Origin of the sequence: Streptomyces sp. NPDC015130 (genome assembly GCF_043080005.1) — a bacterium.
Taxonomy (GTDB): Bacteria; Actinomycetota; Actinomycetes; order Streptomycetales; family Streptomycetaceae; genus Streptomyces.
In genome coordinates this window covers 440,460-456,425 of sequence record NZ_JBIBVC010000004.1, presented here as the reverse complement: position 1 = coordinate 456,425, position 15,966 = coordinate 440,460, and the positions used below count along the sequence as shown (strand labels likewise).

Genomic DNA, 15,966 nt, shown 5'->3' with positions numbered 1-15,966 from the left:
GCCGCACTCTCGGCTTCACGGCCGCCGACCTCGTCGAGCAGGCGCAGGCGATCAGCAGCGGCGCCCAGTACGAGCTCCGGGTCCGCGTCACCGGCCCCTGACTCCGAGATGCCGTGCGCTGTTCCGGTCGGCCGGATGTACCGGGCGACCGCGTGATGAGCCGGAGGGAACGGCTTTCAACGCTTGGCCTTGACTGTCTCGGGGGAGATGAGGCGGTGAACGGCCCAGTCGTCGCCGACGCTGATGGCGGAGGTCCGTGCCAGGCCGGCCGTGACGACGGCTTCGGCGATGCCGGAGGGCTCGACGTACCCGTCGCGGCCAGTCTTGGGGGCGAGTACCAAGAAGCAGCTCGCAGAGTGGGGCATCCCGTTCCCCCCGCCGCAAGGGTGACGCAAGCACCTGGAGACGAAATGGCGGGGCGAGGACGTCGCCGACCTGCCTCGGCCGGAGCCCGACCAGGACGCCCTCTTCTGACCACCTGGCCCGCAGCAGCGGGCCGCCGACGTCACGGCGCCTCTTGGCGATGCAAGAGCCCAGCACGGCGGGAACGATCCAGCCGCTCCCGCGGTGGGTCCTTGCTCTGAGGCCTCACTGTGGCGAGGATCGGCCAGGACGGCGGCACGTGCGAAGTGCAGCGCGAACGTGCCGAGGACCAGAAGCACGCACAGGATGCCGTCCTTCGGCACCTGCTTGAGGAACACCCGCTTCGCCGGCCCGCCCTTCTTCCTCACTTCCGTCCAGACCACGCGCTCAACGCCACGACGCCTCGCCGGTCCTGTCGGGGCCATCGACGTCGCCGTGCCGTCCGTTCACCACGGGGTCAGGCTCATGCCCCGCTCGACCCACTCGGCGAAGGAAACGGGCCGGCCGCCCCACCTCAGGGGGAGGATCCGGTCGCAGGTGGCTCGGCCGTCGAACCACATCTCGCCTCGGTGCGGGCCCGTGACGACGAGGAGCGTGGAGAAGCCGCAACCGCCCTCCTGGATGTACACCGCACCGGCCGTCTTCCGTTCCTCCAGCACCCCGCCCTCGCAGTCCCACTCTTCCCAGGCCTCCGCGTCCTCACGGGGCGGCTCGCGCTCATGCAGCTCCTCGTCGTAAGCGCGGTACGAGTCGGGGTGCGGGAACGGCTCGGTCAGCAGGTCGTAGTTGGTGTGGGTGTCGTCGTACCAGCCCCAGCCCCGCGGGCCGCGCCACAGCTGCTTGCACCCCCTCCCGGGGTTTCCCTGCCGCAGGAGATACTCGCGGTACTCGGCCGGGAATGAGATCCCGAGCTCCCCTTCCGCCGATGCCAGGTCCGCCTCGGTCAGCCTCCGGTCCACCGGAAGACCGTCCTGCCGCATGACCTCAGGGTCCAGGAACCCACGACGACGGCCATCCAACAGGCGCAAGTACTCCGCCCTCCAGTCGATCTTCATACCGCGAGATTAGACATCATCCGCGAGGGCGGGTGGTCCCGCCCGGCCGGCCCCCGGCCGGCCGCTCCTCGTCCCGACACCCCCCACGCTCGACGCATCCGCGTCCTCCGGAGCGGCCGTTCTGGCGCGTGACGACGCACCCTCTGTCCACCTTCGGGGCATGGGGGCCTCGGCGACGCGCCCGGCGGCGGCACCGAGATGCGAGCGCAGTCTCTCCAGCTCTTCGTCGAGGCAAATTCGCTGGTGAAGGCAGTTCTCGATCTGCAGAATCGGCAGAATGCCGCGCTTCTTGTGTGACCACTGCCGACTTCCCCTCACCGGACCGCTCACCAAGGTGAGGCTGCCGCCGCCGGTCCCGATGTCGGAGATACCGGGCATCCGGACACGGCCGGCCCGGATGCCCCGCGGCACCTACGCCAGGAATCTTCAGGCAAGCGATTTCGGCATCGAGGTCCCGGGCTTCACCGTGCACCCTGACGACGTGATCGGCACAGAACAACACCCCGACGTCATGCGATCGATCGGCTGCTGCCAGGGCTCTTCTGGCACCGATGGCCCGAACCTCGTCTGCATGGGCTGTGCGAGCGAGGTCGGCACCCGGCAGGCAGATTGCTATACCGATAACCAGGTGATCCTGGATCCGCGCGCAGTGTGTCTCTCCTTTGCCGAGGACTGATCACCCACCCCAGCAGGGCTGAAACCGTCCTGTTTCGCCGCTGCCTGGCACAGGTTCGCCGAAACATGTGCGCTCCGGATACTTCTACGGGACCAACCGACCGTAATCCGGCTGTTCGGCGGGCCGCGCGACCCACGCTTCCGCGTGCATGGGAACGCAACTCGGCGGGAAGCGCGTTTCCTGGAAGCAGGACCGGTAGGGCCGGCCAGGCCTTCGGCTGATGCGTGTTCGAGATTCGGGGGATGTCATGCAGGCGGAAGAGCAGTTAGCAGGAAGATACGAGCTGGTCGAGCTCATAGGCCGGGGTGGCATGGGCGAGGTGTGGAAGGCCCTCGACCTGGACACGCAACGGCTCGTCGCCGTGAAGCTGATGCGGTCCGAAGGAGAGGACGACGAGGCCGTGGCCCGGTTTCGCCGCGAGGCGGTCATCGGCGGCCGGGTGTCCCATCCGGGAGTCGTGACCGTCCACGACGCGGGGCAGGACGCCGGCCAGCTGTACATCGTCATGGAACTGTTGGAGGGCGCGGATCTGAGCGCCGCCCTTGCCACGATGCCCTCAGGACTCCCCCTGGACGAGGCGGTGGACCTGGCCCTGCAGAGCGCCGAGGTACTCGCCGCTGCGCATGACCACGGCATCGTCCATCGGGACCTCAAGCCCGCGAACCTCTTTCGTCAGCACGACGGTCGCGTGAGGATCTGCGACTTCGGGATCGCCCGTACCGCTGATTCGACCAGCGGCCTGACGGTGACGGGACGTCCGTTCGGCACGCCGGCGTACATGGCACCCGAGCAGTGGCGCGGGGCCCACGTCGACTTCCGGTGCGACCTGTACGCCCTCGGCTGCGTGTTGTACGCGTTGCTCGTCGGCACCCCTCCCTTCAACGGGGACTACTACGTCCTGATGCGTCGGCACTGCGAGGAGACCCCTGCCCCGCTGCACAGCCTGCGGCCCGACCTGCCCTTCGAACTGGTCCGGCTCGTGGCCGCGCTGCTGGAGAAGCATCCCGCGCGCCGGCCGCGATCGGCGCGTGACGTGGCCGCCGTACTGGCCCGGGTGCGAGACCTGCCCGGCGGGGTGCTGCCCGTGGCTCGCGGGGGCGACGGTCGCCCCGTCGAGGGACCGGTGGTGGCCTGGCTCCTGGCACGGCTCAGAACCTCGACCGACTGCTTCGAACTCGCCCAGGCGGCCGAGCTCGCAGCCCTGGTGAGCCCTGCACTCGCACTGGAACTGGTCGAGACGGCCGAGGCCCGCCTGTGGGACGAACTCCCCCGTCCAGGCTGGTTCATGATGGGCCTCAGTCAACTGGTCGCGTGCTTGTGGGCCTTGGCGCCCAGACGCGTCGCAAGCCTGCTGGCGGCCGCCGAGCACCACCTCGGCCACGATGGCGACGCCATGTCGCAACTGGTGGGGCACCTGGCCCGTACCGACAACCTGGCACGCGCCGTCGCCCTCGCGCGGCGACTGCCTCCCGGCAAACACGCGGACAGCGCATGGGTCTCCCTGACCATTTCCGCCAGGGATCCTGCTCTCGCCCTGTCCCACCTCGATCACATCACCGACCCACGCAAGCGCGACCAGGCACTCGGCCATGCCGCGGTAACTGTGTCGGACTCGGACATCAACGAGGCCATGCGGATCCTCTCGCGGATCACCATGCGCGCGGTGCACATCGAATCACTCGCCCGTCTGGCCGAGCACCTGGCGCTCCGTCACCGCGACTTGACCGCTGCGCGGCATCTCATACACCAGGCCCATGAGGAACTCGCCAGCTATCTCGCCGCCCACGATTCCTCAAGAGATTTCGACGCCGCCACGCTGCCTTCCATCCTCCGATCGGCCCAGGACCGCGTCGAGACCGGCGTGAACCGGCCCCGCAGCCCGCACCGATCACCCATCGACGGAATGACAGCGCGCAGACGGGGATCCGCGATCCCTGACGGCCCTCACGGCCACCACCAACTTCTCGAGCTGGCACGCGAATACATCGGTATCTACTCACCGCCCCCACTCGGCATCGAACTGCTCGACCTCGTGAGCCCCCGCGCACCCCTACCGCCCGAACCTGCAAATGCCAGCAGCCCCTGAATTTGGGGGGCGTATAAATGACCTTTCGGAGGTGAGCGTGACCGACCGCTCCGGTCGGCGCTTGGCCAGATGTGTCGGCGCCTTGGCGTCTGGCCATGTGCCCGGCCTGAAATCTGGTCGCTCCCCCGCTGCGGAGTCGACAAGATGCGGTCATGACCGACGATCTCCTGTTCATGCACGCCCGCGAGCTGTGGGAGGACCTGGCGGGCACACCAGTCGCGTTCGGACCTGCGGGTGGGGCAAGAGTTGTGGTCGCGCCCGAATCGCTGTTGTGCCCGCCGGCGTGGACCGGGATCGTGCGGATCGGCGCCACCACACTCGTCACTGCGCCGAGCGTGCAGGCCGCCAGAATGGTGGACGACGCCGCACGGAAAATGACCCACGAAGAGGTCCTCGACATCGCTCGCCTGCGTGCGGTGCTGCCTGTTCTCGAGGTTCTCGGGCCGGCTTCGCTCTTCTACCTCGACCGGGACGGCTTTCTTCCTGCGCACGAGGGAACCAACGTCGAGCAGCTGCCGATCGGTGATGGAGGGCTGGCCAGGATGCTGGCACTGACCGGGGAGGCCGAGGCCGGCGAGAGCGGTCTGGAGAGCATCTCTTCTCCCTCGTTCTGTCTTCGCCAGGGCGATGAAGTGGTGGCCGCAGCCGGGTACCAGTCCTGGCCGCGTTCGGTAGCCCACCTGAGCGTGCTGGTCGCCCGGCACCATCGGGGCCGGCACCTGGCCCGGGCCGTGGCATCCGCAGCGGTGGCCCATGCTCTCGATGCCGGGTTGCGCCCACAGTGGAGAGCACGACTTCTTCCATCACAGCGTGTGGCTGTGGCTCTGGGATTTCACGAGGTGGGCGCCCAGCTCAGTGTTCGGCTTGACGACGTCCCCCTCGCGTAGGACTGGTAGGGAAGGAGTCTCTTCCGCGACTGCCGTGGCGGTTGAAGATGCACGCAGCAGGGGTGCCGCAGCGGGGCGCCGAGGGTGGGGGCGGCGTAACCCCCGTGCCCTGTCGCCGCCGGAGTCGTTGAGTCCGGCATGACGATCTTCAACCGCCGTGTCCTCACCGCCGCCGCTGTCGCCGCCACCGCCGTCCTCGCCTCCGCCGGAGCAGCGACCGCCGACAGCGTCGGCAACAACCTCCCCGGGGTCGGGCTCCTGTCCCAGACCTTCGGGAACGGTGACCAGCAGGACAAGGCCGCCGCCGGTAACCTGCCCACCCACGATGCCCTCAACAACGTCACTCTCCCCTGAACTGGCCAGTTTCGTTTGGATCAAGGTGGGGGTGAGTGATGGCGTCGGTTCTCGGATGGCACTCTGGAGCGATGCGATCCGAAACCGACGTCACCGAGAACGGCCTTCGGCATCTCCTCAACGAGTGGGATCCGATCGGTGTCGCCGACGATGTGCAGGACGAGTACGACTGCATGCTCGCCCCTCTGCTCCAGAGGCTCCGGCGTGGCACTGACCAGGCGGAGATCGGCGAGTTCCTGCGGCACGAGCTGGAAGATCACTTCGGTCTCACCCCTCTTCCATCAGAGCCAGAAGCGATGGCGGTCCGGCTGATGTCCTGGTGGACAACAGTCGGCGAGGCCGATGGCACCGGCTGGGTCCAGGCCGGGGCGGCCGCCCGTCTGGCTGTGAACCTCTCATCCGCTCCGCACGCTAGCGACGGTTCTTTCGGACGCCGCGCCGGATCTGCTCGAAGGTGGCACGCAGGTTGAGGTAGTCGAGGGCGAGCATCACGCCTCGACCAGCCCACTTGACTGCCGCCACCAGGACCTCTTCCACCGCATCCCTCTTTCTGCTGCCTGCCTTTCCCCTTCGGACTCCGCTACATGCCGGGAGGTTGAGCGGTTGCGCACGACAAGGCAGCCCCCTCCACGCTTCCCCCGAGCGGACGGCACTCGGGGCCCCTTGGTCGACCAGGTCTTGGTCCGTGACAACTCCGCCGGAGCCGTGGAGTGGACCCTGTTGGTCGACTGCACGTTCAGCCGGAGCCATCAGTACGCCGTCGGCGCCCTCTCGGACAGTGAACTGGGCGAGCGTCTCGACACGCCGTAGGAAGGCCGTCGGCAGCTTTCCGGCAGCCGCGGGCGTGACCTGGCGTCAGAGGGAGTCACCCGCAGCTTCGTCATGCAGGGCCTGTGCCGCGTGCTTCTCGACCACGCGGGCGAGGGCCCAGCAGACCGCCGCGTCGAGCTTCTTGTACGTGGCTTCCGGACGCGCTTCCACGACGGCAGCCGTCTCGTTCGGTCCGGTGGTGACGCGGACACTCACGAAGACCGTCGCGTCCGACGGTCCGCGCAGGGTCAGGTCCAGGACGCCGTGCCCGAACGAGGTGATCTCCTGCACCCGCAGGACGGGGTCCTTCTCAATGACGTGTCGCACGCTGTCCGTCAGCTGGAAGGCGGTTCTGCCCGCGACGGCGGGGATCCTCACTTCACGAACGCAGGGCAGGGCAGGGCCACGGCTTCGGGTCCGAGCGCCATCCCGTACCGGCGAGCCGTGCGGGCGGCGCCCACCGCTGCGGTGAGGGCCAGTACGAAGGTGAAGACGAAGGCGACCGCCGCACCTGCGGCCAGGGCATCGGGAGCGGCTTCGCTCCACGGCGTGCCGTCGTCCAGGACCGGCACGGCAGTCGCGGCCGCCGCGAACACCACACCGATCGCCAGCGCGGGCAGGGCCGGCCGGCGAACGAGCGCCAGGCAGTAGCCGAGCATCACGTCGCTCCTCTCACAGGGGGTCGAACCATGGACGCGGTCGCTGCAGCCGCGTCCACACCTGCGGACGACCCGGCTTGATGCTCCAGGGCAACAGCGACATGAGCCGCGACCACCGGTCGTTCGTCCGAGCCTCACACCCCACAGGAAGCGATCATGAACGAACAAGATCCACTCTTCCAACAGGACCTGTCCACAAGCTGACTCGCGCCAATTGGCCTGCGGATTCACCTCGCCGGGCTCTCACCGCAGGGCGAGCGGTGGGCATGGGGTCGGTCGATCGAACGAGAGTCCGTTCGGGTGATCGCGAGCCCTGCCCTGCAGAGGAGCCGAGCCTGGCCGTATGACGGGGGAAATACAGGGGAGCGGACGGCTGCGCGCTGCTACCGTCGGGCTCCATGAGCTGGCTTCCTGATGACTTCGTCCATCCCGTCCTGGTGCCGTTGCCGGGCGGTGGCCATCACCTGCGGCCGATCCGGGAGGCGGACACCCCGCTCGACTATCCGGCTGTGATGGGTTCGCGCGAGCGGCTGTGGACGATCTTCGGCCCGGCCTGGGGCTGGCCTGCGGCCACCATGACCTACGAGGCCGACCAGGCCGACCTGTTGCGGCACGAGCTGGAGATCGCCGCACACGAGTCCTTCAACTACGCGCTGTTCGACGCGGCGGAGACGGCTCTGCTCGGCTGCGTCTACATCGACCCACCGGAGAGGGCCGGCGCGGACGGCGAGATCTCCTGGTGGGTGGTGGACGAGCTGGTGGACAGCAAGGTCGAGCAGGCCCTCGATGAGCTCGTGCCGCAGTGGATCGCCGCCGACTGGCCGTTCGAGCAGCCGCGATTCCTCGGCCGAGAGATCTCCTGGTCGGACTGGCTCGCCCTGCCGGAGCACCCCGACGCGTGAGCAGCTCTTGTCGTCCTGCTCCCGGGTCCGGAAGCGTGCCCCACCGGGCGATGCCGGACGCGATCGGCTGTCTCGTCGACAACGGCATCGAAGCGGTGCAAGCGGCGCGTCGTGGTCGACACCCTCGGCCTGCTGCTTGGCGCCGCCCTCGCGTGGTCAGTCGGACTTCGCGTCGTCCAAGCAGGTGAGCAGGAACTCCTTCACCTCTGTGGCGTGGAAGCGGTCCCGTGTGTGCATGGGGCGGGAGCAGAGGAGTACGGGCGTGTCCTCAGGATTGTCCGGGAGGCGGCCGTGGCTGCCCCGGACGCAGGACGGGTCGGTCGGGACGACGGACAGGGTGCCCCTGATGCCCAGCTTGAGCTTCGCGACGCTCATGGCGGCCCTGGCCATGACCAGCGGGTCGGCCGGGTCGAAGAACAGCTCCGCCGGGTCGTATCCGGGCTTGCGGTGGATCTCCACGCCCCGGGCGAAGTCCGGGGCACGGTCGTCGTCCAGCCAGTAGTAGTACGTGAACCAGCTGTCGGCCGCGGCGACCGCGACGAGCTCCCCGGTCCGGGGGTGGTCGAGCCCGGCCTTCGCCTGGTCGTCCCGGTCGAGCACCTGGTCGATGCCCTCGACCTTCAGGAGCAGCTCCCGTACGCGCTCCACGTCGTCGGGGTCGGCCACGTACACGTGCGAGAGCTGGTGGTCCGGGGTCGCGAAGGCTCGCGAGGTCCAGGGGTCGAGGTACTCCATCCCCTGCTGGGTGTAGACGTTCAGGAGGCCCTCGCGGCGCAGCGCCCGGTTGATGTCGACGGGCCGCCGGACCTCGGTGATGCCGTACTCGCTCAGGGCGACGACCGTGCTCCCCCGGGCCGCCAGGGTGTCCAGGAGCGGGGCGAGGACGGTGTCGAGCTCGCGGGCGGCCGTGCGGGCCTGCGGGGAGTCCGGGCCGAAGCGCTGGAGGTCGTAGTCCAGGTGCGGGAGGTAGACGAACGTGAGGTCCGGGTCGTGGTCGGCGAGGACCCGGCGAGTGGCGTCGGCGATCCATCGGGAGGAGGCGAGGCCGGCCTTGGGGCCCCAGTAGTCGAAGAGGGGGAAGGGGCCGAGCTCCTCGGTGAGGGTGTCGCGCAGCTCGGCCGGGACGGTGTAGCAGTCGGGGGACTTGCGGCCGTCGTAGCGGTAGACGGGGCGTGGGGTGACGGTGATGTCGACGTCCGCGCCCATCGCGTACCACCAGCAGATGTTGGCGACCTTGAGGCCGGGGCGGGTGCGGCGGGCGGTCTGCCAGACCTTCTCACCCTGCACCAGGGCGTTGTGCTGACGCCAGAAGGCGAACTCGCCCATGTCGCGGTCGTACCAGCCGTTGCCGACGATGCCGTGTTGGGCGGGCATCAGGCCGGTCAGGAAGGTGGACTGGACGGAGCAGGTGACCGCGGGCAGGACCGTGTCGAGGGTGGCGGTGAAGCCCGTCCCGGCGGTGGCGCGCAGGCTGGGCATGTGGGTGAGCGTGCGTGGGGTGAGGCCCACGACGTCCAGGACGACGACACTCATCGGTTGTGGGTGCTCCTGTTCGGTTCGGGGGCCAGGGCCTGTCCGGTCAGGCCGAGTGCGAGCAGTTCGCGGCGGGTCCAGTCCAGTTCGGCGGCGATCCCGTCGGCGAGCCCGGCCGTGTCGCGCGGGGGCTCGGGCAGCACCGACCAGGTGTAGGTCTCGGTCTCGAGGTGGCGGGCGACGGGGTGGTCGGCGCGCAGGAGCGCGGCGAGGGCGGCGCGCAGGACGGGTCGGGTGGAGGCGAGCGGGGGTGCGGGGTCGGTGTGCAGGGGGATGTGGACGTGTGTGCGCCAGGGGACGTCGGCGGCGAGGCCCGTGAGGGCGGCCGGCAGGTCGTCGGTGCCGGTGGCGGGGTGTCCCGCCCTGCGCGTCTGGTGGAGGAAGCGGGGCTCGTCGAAGGCGGCGAGCGCGGCGCGGGTGGCGGGGTCGGACGGGTCGTCGGCGTGCAGGGCGCAGGAGACCTGGACCTTCGTCACGGGGATCCCGGCTCCGGCGAGCCGCCGCAGGGCCTCGTCGGGAGTCTCGAAGGCGACGGCGAGGTGGCAGACGTCGAGGCAGAGTCCGAAGTGGCGCGGGTCGAGTCCGGAGAGGTGTCGTACGGCGTCGTCGGTGGTCTCGACGACGCAGCCCGGCTCCGGCTCGAACGCGATGCGGATCGTCCGTCCCGTCGCCCTCCGGATCGCGTCGAGTTCGTCCCCGAGCAGCTTGATCTGGCGGTTCGCCAGATCGGAGTCGTACGGGTGCTGCCAGTCGTCGCGCCAGCCGAGCGGGAGCGTGGAGATGCTGCCCTCCTCGACGTCGTCGGGGAGCAGTCCGGCGAGGACGCACGCCAGGTTCTCGGTGTGGAGCCGCCGTTCGGGTGTGGTCCAGTCCGGGCGGTAGACGGCGTGCTTGACGACGGGCTGATGGAAACCGCCGTACGGGAAGCCGTTCAGGGTCACCACTTCGAGGCCGCGCACGGCGAGTTCGGCCCGGAGGCGCCGTGTCAGGCCGGGGTCGGCTGCGAGCGCGGCGGCCGGCTCGTGGGCGAGCCACAGGCCCAGGCCCAGGACCGGTTCGTCCAGGCGGGCGCGGACGGGCAGGGCGTAGGCGTCGAGTTGGGCGAGGATGCCGTCCAGGTCCTCGGCCGGGTGCACGTTGGTGCAGTAGCCGAGGTGGACGAGCTCGCCGCCGGGGTGGCGCAGCCGCATCAGCAGCCGCCCCGGCGGATCGAGTTCCCGGCGAACAGTTCGTCGAGCGGCTGGAGTTCGGGTTCGTCCAGGAGGAGACGGCCGCTCTGTCCGTAGAACTCCACGGGGTTGCGCCACAGCACCTGGTCGACGTCGTCCTCGGTGAAACCGGTGCCGAGCATGGCGAGGGCGGTCGCGTGGGTGAGCAGCGGGTCGCTGTGGCCCCAGTCGGCGGCCGAGTTGACCAGGACGCGGCGCGTGCCGTGTTCCTTGAGGATCGCGACCGTCCTGTCCGGGTCCATCTTGGTGTCGGGGTAGACGGAGAAGCCCATCCAGCAGCCGGAGGCGGCGACGAGCGGCGCGGTGACCTCGTTGAGGTGGTCGACGACGACGAGCGAGGGGTCGATGCCGTCGGCGCGGACGATCTCCAGAGTGCGGGCGGTGCCGACGGCCTTGTCGCGGTGCGGGGTGTGGACGAGGGCGGGCAGGCCGTGCTCGCGGGCCAGCGCCAGCTGCACGGTGAAGGCGTGCTCCTCCGCCTCGGTCATCGAGTCGAAGCCGATCTCGCCGACGGCGACGACGTTGTCCTTCAGCAGGTAGCGGGGCAGGTCGTCGAGGACCGGGAGGCACCGCGGGTCGTTGGCCTCCTTGGGGTTGAGGGCGAGTGCACAGAAGTGCCGGACGCCGTACTGGGCGGCGCGGTACGGCTCCCAGCCGAGCAGCGCGTCGAAGTAGTCGTGGAAGCTGCCCGGGCTGGTGCGCGGCTGCCCGAGCCAGAACGCGGGCTCGACGAGGGCACGGACGCCCGCGGCGGCCATGGCCCGGTAGTCGTCGGTGGTGCGGGAGGTCATGTGGATGTGGGGGTCAAAGATGCGCATGGCGCTCTCCCGTCTCGTGGAGGTCGAGCCGTTCCCGCAGGTCGTCGGGGACGGGCCTGCCGGCGGCGGTGCGCTCGGCGGCGAACGCCCGGAACATGCGGACGAGTTCGGGGTCCGCGCGGCGGGCGAGACCCGCGACGGCGTCGAGCGGGATGCCCATGAAGACGCACTTGAGGACGGCCTGGCGCCAGTCCGCCCGGTCGAGGTGCCGGGCCGCGTACGGGCCGACGGCGGCCGTGACGAGCCGGACGTCGTTGGTGCGCAGCGCGTCGGCGACCAGCGGCAGCGCCCCGGCGCCGAGCTCCCCGTCGCGGTCGAGGAGGGGCAGGGCCCGGAGGACGGCGAGCCGTTCGGCCGCGTCCCCCTGCTCGTACAACTCCACGAGGAAATTCACCTGTTCGGGGCCGGGAACTGCCTGGAGGAGCTGGGCGCGGACGGCGTCCCCGGTGCCGGGGTCGGTGTGCCGGGCTGCGACGGGGAAGAGCGTCGCGAGAGATTCGGGTTCGGTGCGGACGCGGTGGACCGCCTCGGTGGTCCAGGGGTGGGCAGAGGCGGCGCGCAGGGCGTCGAGCGAGCGGGCGGCGGTGCGCGGGCCGCTGTGTCCGTGGCGCGGGAGCTCGACGGAGACGAGACCGCCGTATCCGGACTCGGCGAGCGCGGCGAGGACGGGCGGGAAGTCGATCTCGCCGTCCCCGAACTCCAGGTGCTCGTGGGTGCCCCGGCGCATGTCCTCGATCTGTACGTTGACGAGCCAGGGCGCGGCACGGCGTACGCAGTCGGCGGGCGGGGCCTTCTCCAGGCACTGGCAGTGGCCGATGTCGAGGGTGAGGCCGAAGGTCTCCGGGTCGCCGAGGGCCTCGCGCAGCCGCTCGTACCCGTCGAGGTCCTCGACGAGCATGCCGGGCTCGGGTTCGAACCCGAGCCGCACTCCGGCCGGTCGCGCGGTCTCGACGAGCGCCGCGCAGCCCTCGGTGAGGTGCCGGAACGCCTCCTCGTCGGACAGCCCGGGTTCGGGGGTGCCGCTCCAGAAGGAGACCGCCTCGGCCCCCAGGTCGGCGGCGATCCCGACGGCCCGCCTTAGGTGGCCGAGTCGGCGCGCGCGGCCCTCGGGGTCGCTGTCGAGGAGGGTGGGGGCGTGTTTGCGCCAGGGGTCGAGGAGGTAGCGGGCGCCGGTCTCCACGACGACCGAGAGGCCGAGCGCGGCGAGCCTGCGGCGGGTGCGGGCGAGGCGGCGCCCGAGGTCGGCGGTGTACGGGTCCAGGTGGCCGCGGTCGAGGGTGAGGGCGACACCGCTGTACCCGAGTCCGGCGATCACCTCCAGGGCCTCGTCGAGGCGGTGGTCGCCGAGGCCGTTGGTGCCGTAGCCGAAGCGGAGCGCTCTCGGCGCAAGAGGCGCGGGGGCCGCGGGGGGCCCGGGCCGTGGGGTCATGTCGGGGACACCTTCCGGGACAGGCTCCTGGCCAGCGGGTAGGCGGCCAGGAGGGAGAGCGCGGTACGGACGGAGCCGCCCCGCGCGGTCAGGGCCGCCTGGAGCGGGATCATGGCGTGGATCCCGGCCCCGACCGCGCGCTTCAGGTGGGTGGCGTCGGGGCGGACGGTCGCGGCCAGCTGGGCGGAGCCGGCGGCGAGGGCGTAGCCGCCGATGAGGGCGGTCGAGACGACGCGGTGGGCGCGGGCGGTGGCCGGCGGGGTGAGCGCGGCGGTGACCAGGCCGACCGCGCCGGTGGCGGCGAGCGCCCCGGCCGGCAGGGAGGCGCCCGCCCCGAGGGTCTCGCGGCGGCTGACCGCCGTGATGGCGTACGTGTGACCGGCGAGGAGGGCGGCCGGGGCGAGGGCGCGCCGGGCCCGGCGGGCGCCGGCGCCCATGAGGACGTCGAGGCCCCGGGCGGCGGCCATGGCGGCCGGCCCGTACCGGGTGTTCTTCACCCCCAGGTCGTAGGCCCAGACGGTGGCGGCGAGCGGGACGGCGACCGCGAGGGTGTCGCGGCCCCCGGCGGCGGCCGCGGCGGTGAGTCCGGCCGCCGTGAGCGCGGTGGCGGTGGCGAGCGCGGCGCGCGGGCTGACCCGGCCGGAGGGCACGGGGCGGGCGGGGCGTTCCTCGGCGTCCTCCTCGCGGTCGGCGTAGTCGTTGAGCGCCATGCCCGCCCAGTACAGGCAGGTGGAGGCGGCCGCGAGGCGCCCGGTCGGCGCGGCGGGACGGCCGCTCGCGGCGGCGCCGGCGAGGGTGTCGCCGAGGACGGTGAGCGCGGCCGGTGCCCGTACGAGCTCCGCGAAGGCGCGGGCCTTGGCGCCGATCACCGGGCCTCCCCCGCGTACCAGCTCCGCAGCGCCTCGAACTGGGTGACCAGGCGGTGTTCGGCGGGTGCGCCCTCCGTCCGTACCGGGTCCTTGAAGAAGAAGGAGAGCTGCTCCTGCGGTCCGGTGGCGCCGTGCTCGCGGGCGCGGGCGAGGAAGCGGGCGAGGTCGAGGACGAGGGGCGCGGCGAGCGCCGAGTCGACGCCCTGCCAGGTGAACTGGAGGGTCATCGGGGTGCCGAGGAAGCCGTCGAAGGCGATGTGGTCCCATGCCGTCTTCCGCTCGCCCAGGCTCGGCACGTAGTCGATGTGGGTGAGGCCCTCGACGCCGTCGCCGAGCATGGCGGTGAGGCCGCTGCGCTTGGAGGTGTTCTTGCTGAGGGCGGCCTCGGGGTCGGCGAGGGTGGCGCCGTCGCCGCCGCCGAGCAGGTTGGTGCCCGACCAGGACCGTACGCGCAGGGCCCGGTGGGCGAACATCGGCCCCAGGGCCGTACGGACCAGGGTCTCGCCGGTCTTCCCGTCGCAGCCCGCGTACGGCAGCCGGCGCAGTGCGGCGAGGGCGCGGAGGGCGGGGACGCGGAGGCCCTGGGAGGGCGTGAACTCGACGTGGGCGCAGTCGGCGCGCAGGGCCGCGTAGGCGTAGAGGGAGCTGGCGGGGAGGACGTCGGGCTCGTGGTCGAGGGCGGCTTCGAGGCCGGCGAGGTCGCTGTGGGCGGGGTGGGCGGCGGCCGGGGGTTCGGTGGAGGAGACGTCGACGACGACGACCTGGTCGAGGCCGTGGCGCTCGCGGAAGGAGACGATGTCGTCGGTGAGGGCGGTGGCGGGCTCGCGCTGGGGCCGGTCGGACGGCATGCGGGCGCCGGGTCGGATCTCGCGGTCGGCGGCGAGCAGCGCGGCCTCGACGGCGGGCAGCAGCATCGCGGGGAACACTCCCCCGGCGGCGAGTTGTTCGGCCCGCTTGGGCAGCGGGGTGTCGGTGACGTCGTGGCCGCCGAAGACGAGCCGGTCGAGCGCGGGGAGCCCGGCGGCGGCGAAGTCGTCGAGGGCGGTGACGAGGCCGGTGGGCGGGACGAGGCCCGCGGCGAGGGCGGCGGCGCCGACGACGGCGGTCGTGGCGACAGAGCCGCGGGCGCCGACGAACCAGACGCCGAGGCGCCCGGTCGCGCCTGCCGTTTCCCGCGTGGTCGTCTCACTCATGGCGGGTTCCTTCCTTCTGGTCCTTCAGGTCCTTCAGGTCCTTCTGGTCCATCGGTTCGGCGGTGGCGAACGCGGCGTCGAAGGACGCGGTGGGGGGCCGGGTGGAGGCGAGGCGGCGGATGAGGCCGACGGCTTCGGCCGCGCCGTCGAGGCGGTCCATCCCGGCGTCCTCCCACTCGATGGAGACGGGGCCCTCGTAGCCGATGAAGTTCAGCGCGCGGAAGCAGTCCTCCCAGGGCACGTCCCCGCGCCCGGTGGAGACGAAGTCCCAGCCGCGCCGGGGGTCGCCCCAGGGCAGGTGGGAGGAGAGCCGGCCGCGGCGGCCGTCGCCGACGCGGACGCGGGTGTCCTTGCAGTCGACGTGGTAGATGCGGTCCGCGAAGTCGAGGAGGAAGCCGGCCGGGTCGATGTCCTGCCAGACCATGTGGGACGGGTCCCAGTTGAGCCCGAAGGAGGGGCGGTGGCCGATGGCTTCGAGGGTGCGGCGGGTGGTCCAGTAGTCGTAGGCGATCTCGCTGGGGTGGACTTCGAGGGCGAAGCGGACGCCGTGCTCCTCGAAGACGTCGAGGACGGGGTTCCACCGGTCGGCGAAGTCGCGGTAGCCGGCCTCGATCATGCCGGGGGTGGCCGGCGGAAACATGGCGACGGTGTGCCAGATCGACGAGCCGGTGAAGCCGACGACGGTGTCGACGCCGAGGAGCGCCGCCGCGCGCGCGGTGTCCGCCATCTCGCGGGCCGCGTTGCGGCGTACGGTCTCGGGGTCGTCGTCCCAGAGGCGCGCGGGCAGGATGGCCCGGTGCCGCTCGTCGATGGGGTCGTCGCAGACGGCCTGGCCGACGAGGTGGTTGGAGATCGCCCAGACCGAGAGGCCGTGGGCGTCGAGGACGTCTCTCTTGCGGCGTACGTACGCCGGATCGGCGAGGGCCCGGTCGACCTCGAAGTGGTCTCCCCAGCAGGCGATCTCCAGGCCGTCGTAGCCCCATTGGGAGGCGAGCCTGCAGACCTCGTCGAACGGGAGGTCGGCCCACTGACCGGTGAAGAGGGTGATCGGACGGGTCATGGCGTCTCCACTTCCGGCATCAGGAACAGGGGGTGTGCGCTGC

General features: G+C 71.2%; 18 protein-coding genes. 7 read left to right on the top strand and 11 right to left on the bottom strand.

The window, feature by feature from the left end:
* Positions 1–176: 176 nt before the first annotated feature.
* Positions 177–365 (bottom strand): DUF3052 family protein, encoded by a 189-nt coding sequence (locus tag ACF08F_RS10760; RefSeq protein WP_392298163.1) that lies wholly within the window; start codon positions 363–365, stop codon positions 177–179.
* Between the two features lie 444 nt (positions 366–809).
* Positions 810–1,343: an SMI1/KNR4 family protein gene (locus ACF08F_RS10755; protein ID WP_392298162.1), complete on the bottom strand. Its 534-nt coding sequence runs from the start codon at positions 1,341–1,343 to the stop codon at positions 810–812.
* Between the two features lie 352 nt (positions 1,344–1,695).
* On the opposite strand from ACF08F_RS10755, the gene ACF08F_RS10750 reads away from it, so the two are divergent.
* The 6 genes from ACF08F_RS10750 to ACF08F_RS10725 all read left to right on the top strand — a co-directional run bounded on the left by ACF08F_RS10750 (position 1,696) and on the right by ACF08F_RS10725 (position 6,231).
* Positions 1,696–2,094 (top strand): hypothetical protein, encoded by a 399-nt coding sequence (locus tag ACF08F_RS10750; protein ID WP_392298161.1) that lies wholly within the window; start codon positions 1,696–1,698, stop codon positions 2,092–2,094.
* 247 nt (positions 2,095–2,341) lie between these two features.
* The gene (locus tag ACF08F_RS10745; protein ID WP_392298160.1) at positions 2,342–4,180 is read left to right on the top strand and encodes a serine/threonine-protein kinase; all 1,839 of its coding nucleotides are present in this window, start codon (positions 2,342–2,344) and stop codon (positions 4,178–4,180) included.
* A gap of 152 nt (positions 4,181–4,332) precedes the next feature.
* The gene (locus ACF08F_RS10740; RefSeq protein ID WP_392298159.1) at positions 4,333–5,067 is read left to right on the top strand and encodes a GNAT family N-acetyltransferase; all 735 of its coding nucleotides are present in this window, start codon (positions 4,333–4,335) and stop codon (positions 5,065–5,067) included.
* Between the two features lie 138 nt (positions 5,068–5,205).
* Positions 5,206–5,421, top strand: coding sequence for a hypothetical protein (locus ACF08F_RS10735; protein WP_392298158.1), 216 nt, complete (start codon positions 5,206–5,208; stop codon positions 5,419–5,421).
* A 71-nt stretch (positions 5,422–5,492) separates the two neighbouring features.
* Entirely contained in the window at positions 5,493–5,891 is a 399-nt protein-coding gene (locus tag ACF08F_RS10730; protein WP_392298157.1) for a hypothetical protein, read from the top strand.
* A gap of 193 nt (positions 5,892–6,084) precedes the next feature.
* Positions 6,085–6,231, top strand: coding sequence for a hypothetical protein (locus ACF08F_RS10725; protein WP_392298156.1), 147 nt, complete (start codon positions 6,085–6,087; stop codon positions 6,229–6,231).
* Positions 6,232–6,276: 45 nt separating this feature from the next.
* Here the strand turns inward: ACF08F_RS10725 and ACF08F_RS10720 are convergent, their stop codons facing one another.
* On the bottom strand, positions 6,277–6,558 hold the full coding sequence (locus ACF08F_RS10720; protein WP_392298155.1) for a hypothetical protein: 282 nt from the start codon (positions 6,556–6,558) through the stop codon (positions 6,277–6,279).
* Between the two features lie 47 nt (positions 6,559–6,605).
* Positions 6,606–6,893, bottom strand: a complete 288-nt coding sequence (locus tag ACF08F_RS10715) for a hypothetical protein (protein ID WP_392298154.1) — start codon at positions 6,891–6,893, stop codon at positions 6,606–6,608.
* A gap of 395 nt (positions 6,894–7,288) precedes the next feature.
* Between ACF08F_RS10715 and ACF08F_RS10710 the strand changes: the two genes are divergently transcribed.
* Positions 7,289–7,792: an N-acetyltransferase gene (locus ACF08F_RS10710; RefSeq protein WP_392298153.1), complete on the top strand. Its 504-nt coding sequence runs from the start codon at positions 7,289–7,291 to the stop codon at positions 7,790–7,792.
* Between the two features lie 156 nt (positions 7,793–7,948).
* On the opposite strand, the gene ACF08F_RS10705 is transcribed toward ACF08F_RS10710, so the two are convergent.
* The 7 genes from ACF08F_RS10705 to ACF08F_RS10675 are packed head-to-tail and all read right to left on the bottom strand — an operon-like array spanning position 7,949 to position 15,923.
* Positions 7,949–9,325, bottom strand: a complete 1,377-nt coding sequence (locus tag ACF08F_RS10705; protein WP_392298152.1) for an alkaline phosphatase family protein — start codon at positions 9,323–9,325, stop codon at positions 7,949–7,951.
* Positions 9,322–10,515, bottom strand: coding sequence for a metabolite traffic protein EboE (eboE, locus tag ACF08F_RS10700; protein ID WP_392298151.1), 1,194 nt, complete (start codon positions 10,513–10,515; stop codon positions 9,322–9,324). Before eboE ends, ACF08F_RS10705 begins: the two co-directional genes overlap by 4 nt.
* A complete protein-coding gene (locus tag ACF08F_RS10695) occupies positions 10,515–11,372 on the bottom strand; it encodes a TatD family hydrolase (RefSeq protein ID WP_392298150.1) in 858 nt (285 codons plus the stop codon). Before ACF08F_RS10695 ends, eboE begins: the two co-directional genes overlap by 1 nt.
* A complete protein-coding gene (locus ACF08F_RS10690; protein WP_392298149.1) occupies positions 11,359–12,801 on the bottom strand; it encodes an EboA domain-containing protein in 1,443 nt (480 codons plus the stop codon). Before ACF08F_RS10690 ends, ACF08F_RS10695 begins: the two co-directional genes overlap by 14 nt.
* Positions 12,798–13,670, bottom strand: coding sequence for an SCO3242 family prenyltransferase (locus ACF08F_RS10685; protein ID WP_392298148.1), 873 nt, complete (start codon positions 13,668–13,670; stop codon positions 12,798–12,800). The genes ACF08F_RS10690 and ACF08F_RS10685 overlap by 4 nt, the downstream gene beginning before the upstream one ends.
* Positions 13,667–14,863 (bottom strand): inositol-3-phosphate synthase, encoded by a 1,197-nt coding sequence (locus ACF08F_RS10680; protein ID WP_392298147.1) that lies wholly within the window; start codon positions 14,861–14,863, stop codon positions 13,667–13,669. Before ACF08F_RS10680 ends, ACF08F_RS10685 begins: the two co-directional genes overlap by 4 nt.
* Complete coding sequence (locus ACF08F_RS10675; RefSeq protein WP_392298146.1) at positions 14,856–15,923, bottom strand: sugar phosphate isomerase/epimerase family protein; 1,068 nt, start codon at positions 15,921–15,923, stop codon at positions 14,856–14,858. Before ACF08F_RS10675 ends, ACF08F_RS10680 begins: the two co-directional genes overlap by 8 nt.
* Positions 15,924–15,966: the final 43 nt, after the last annotated feature.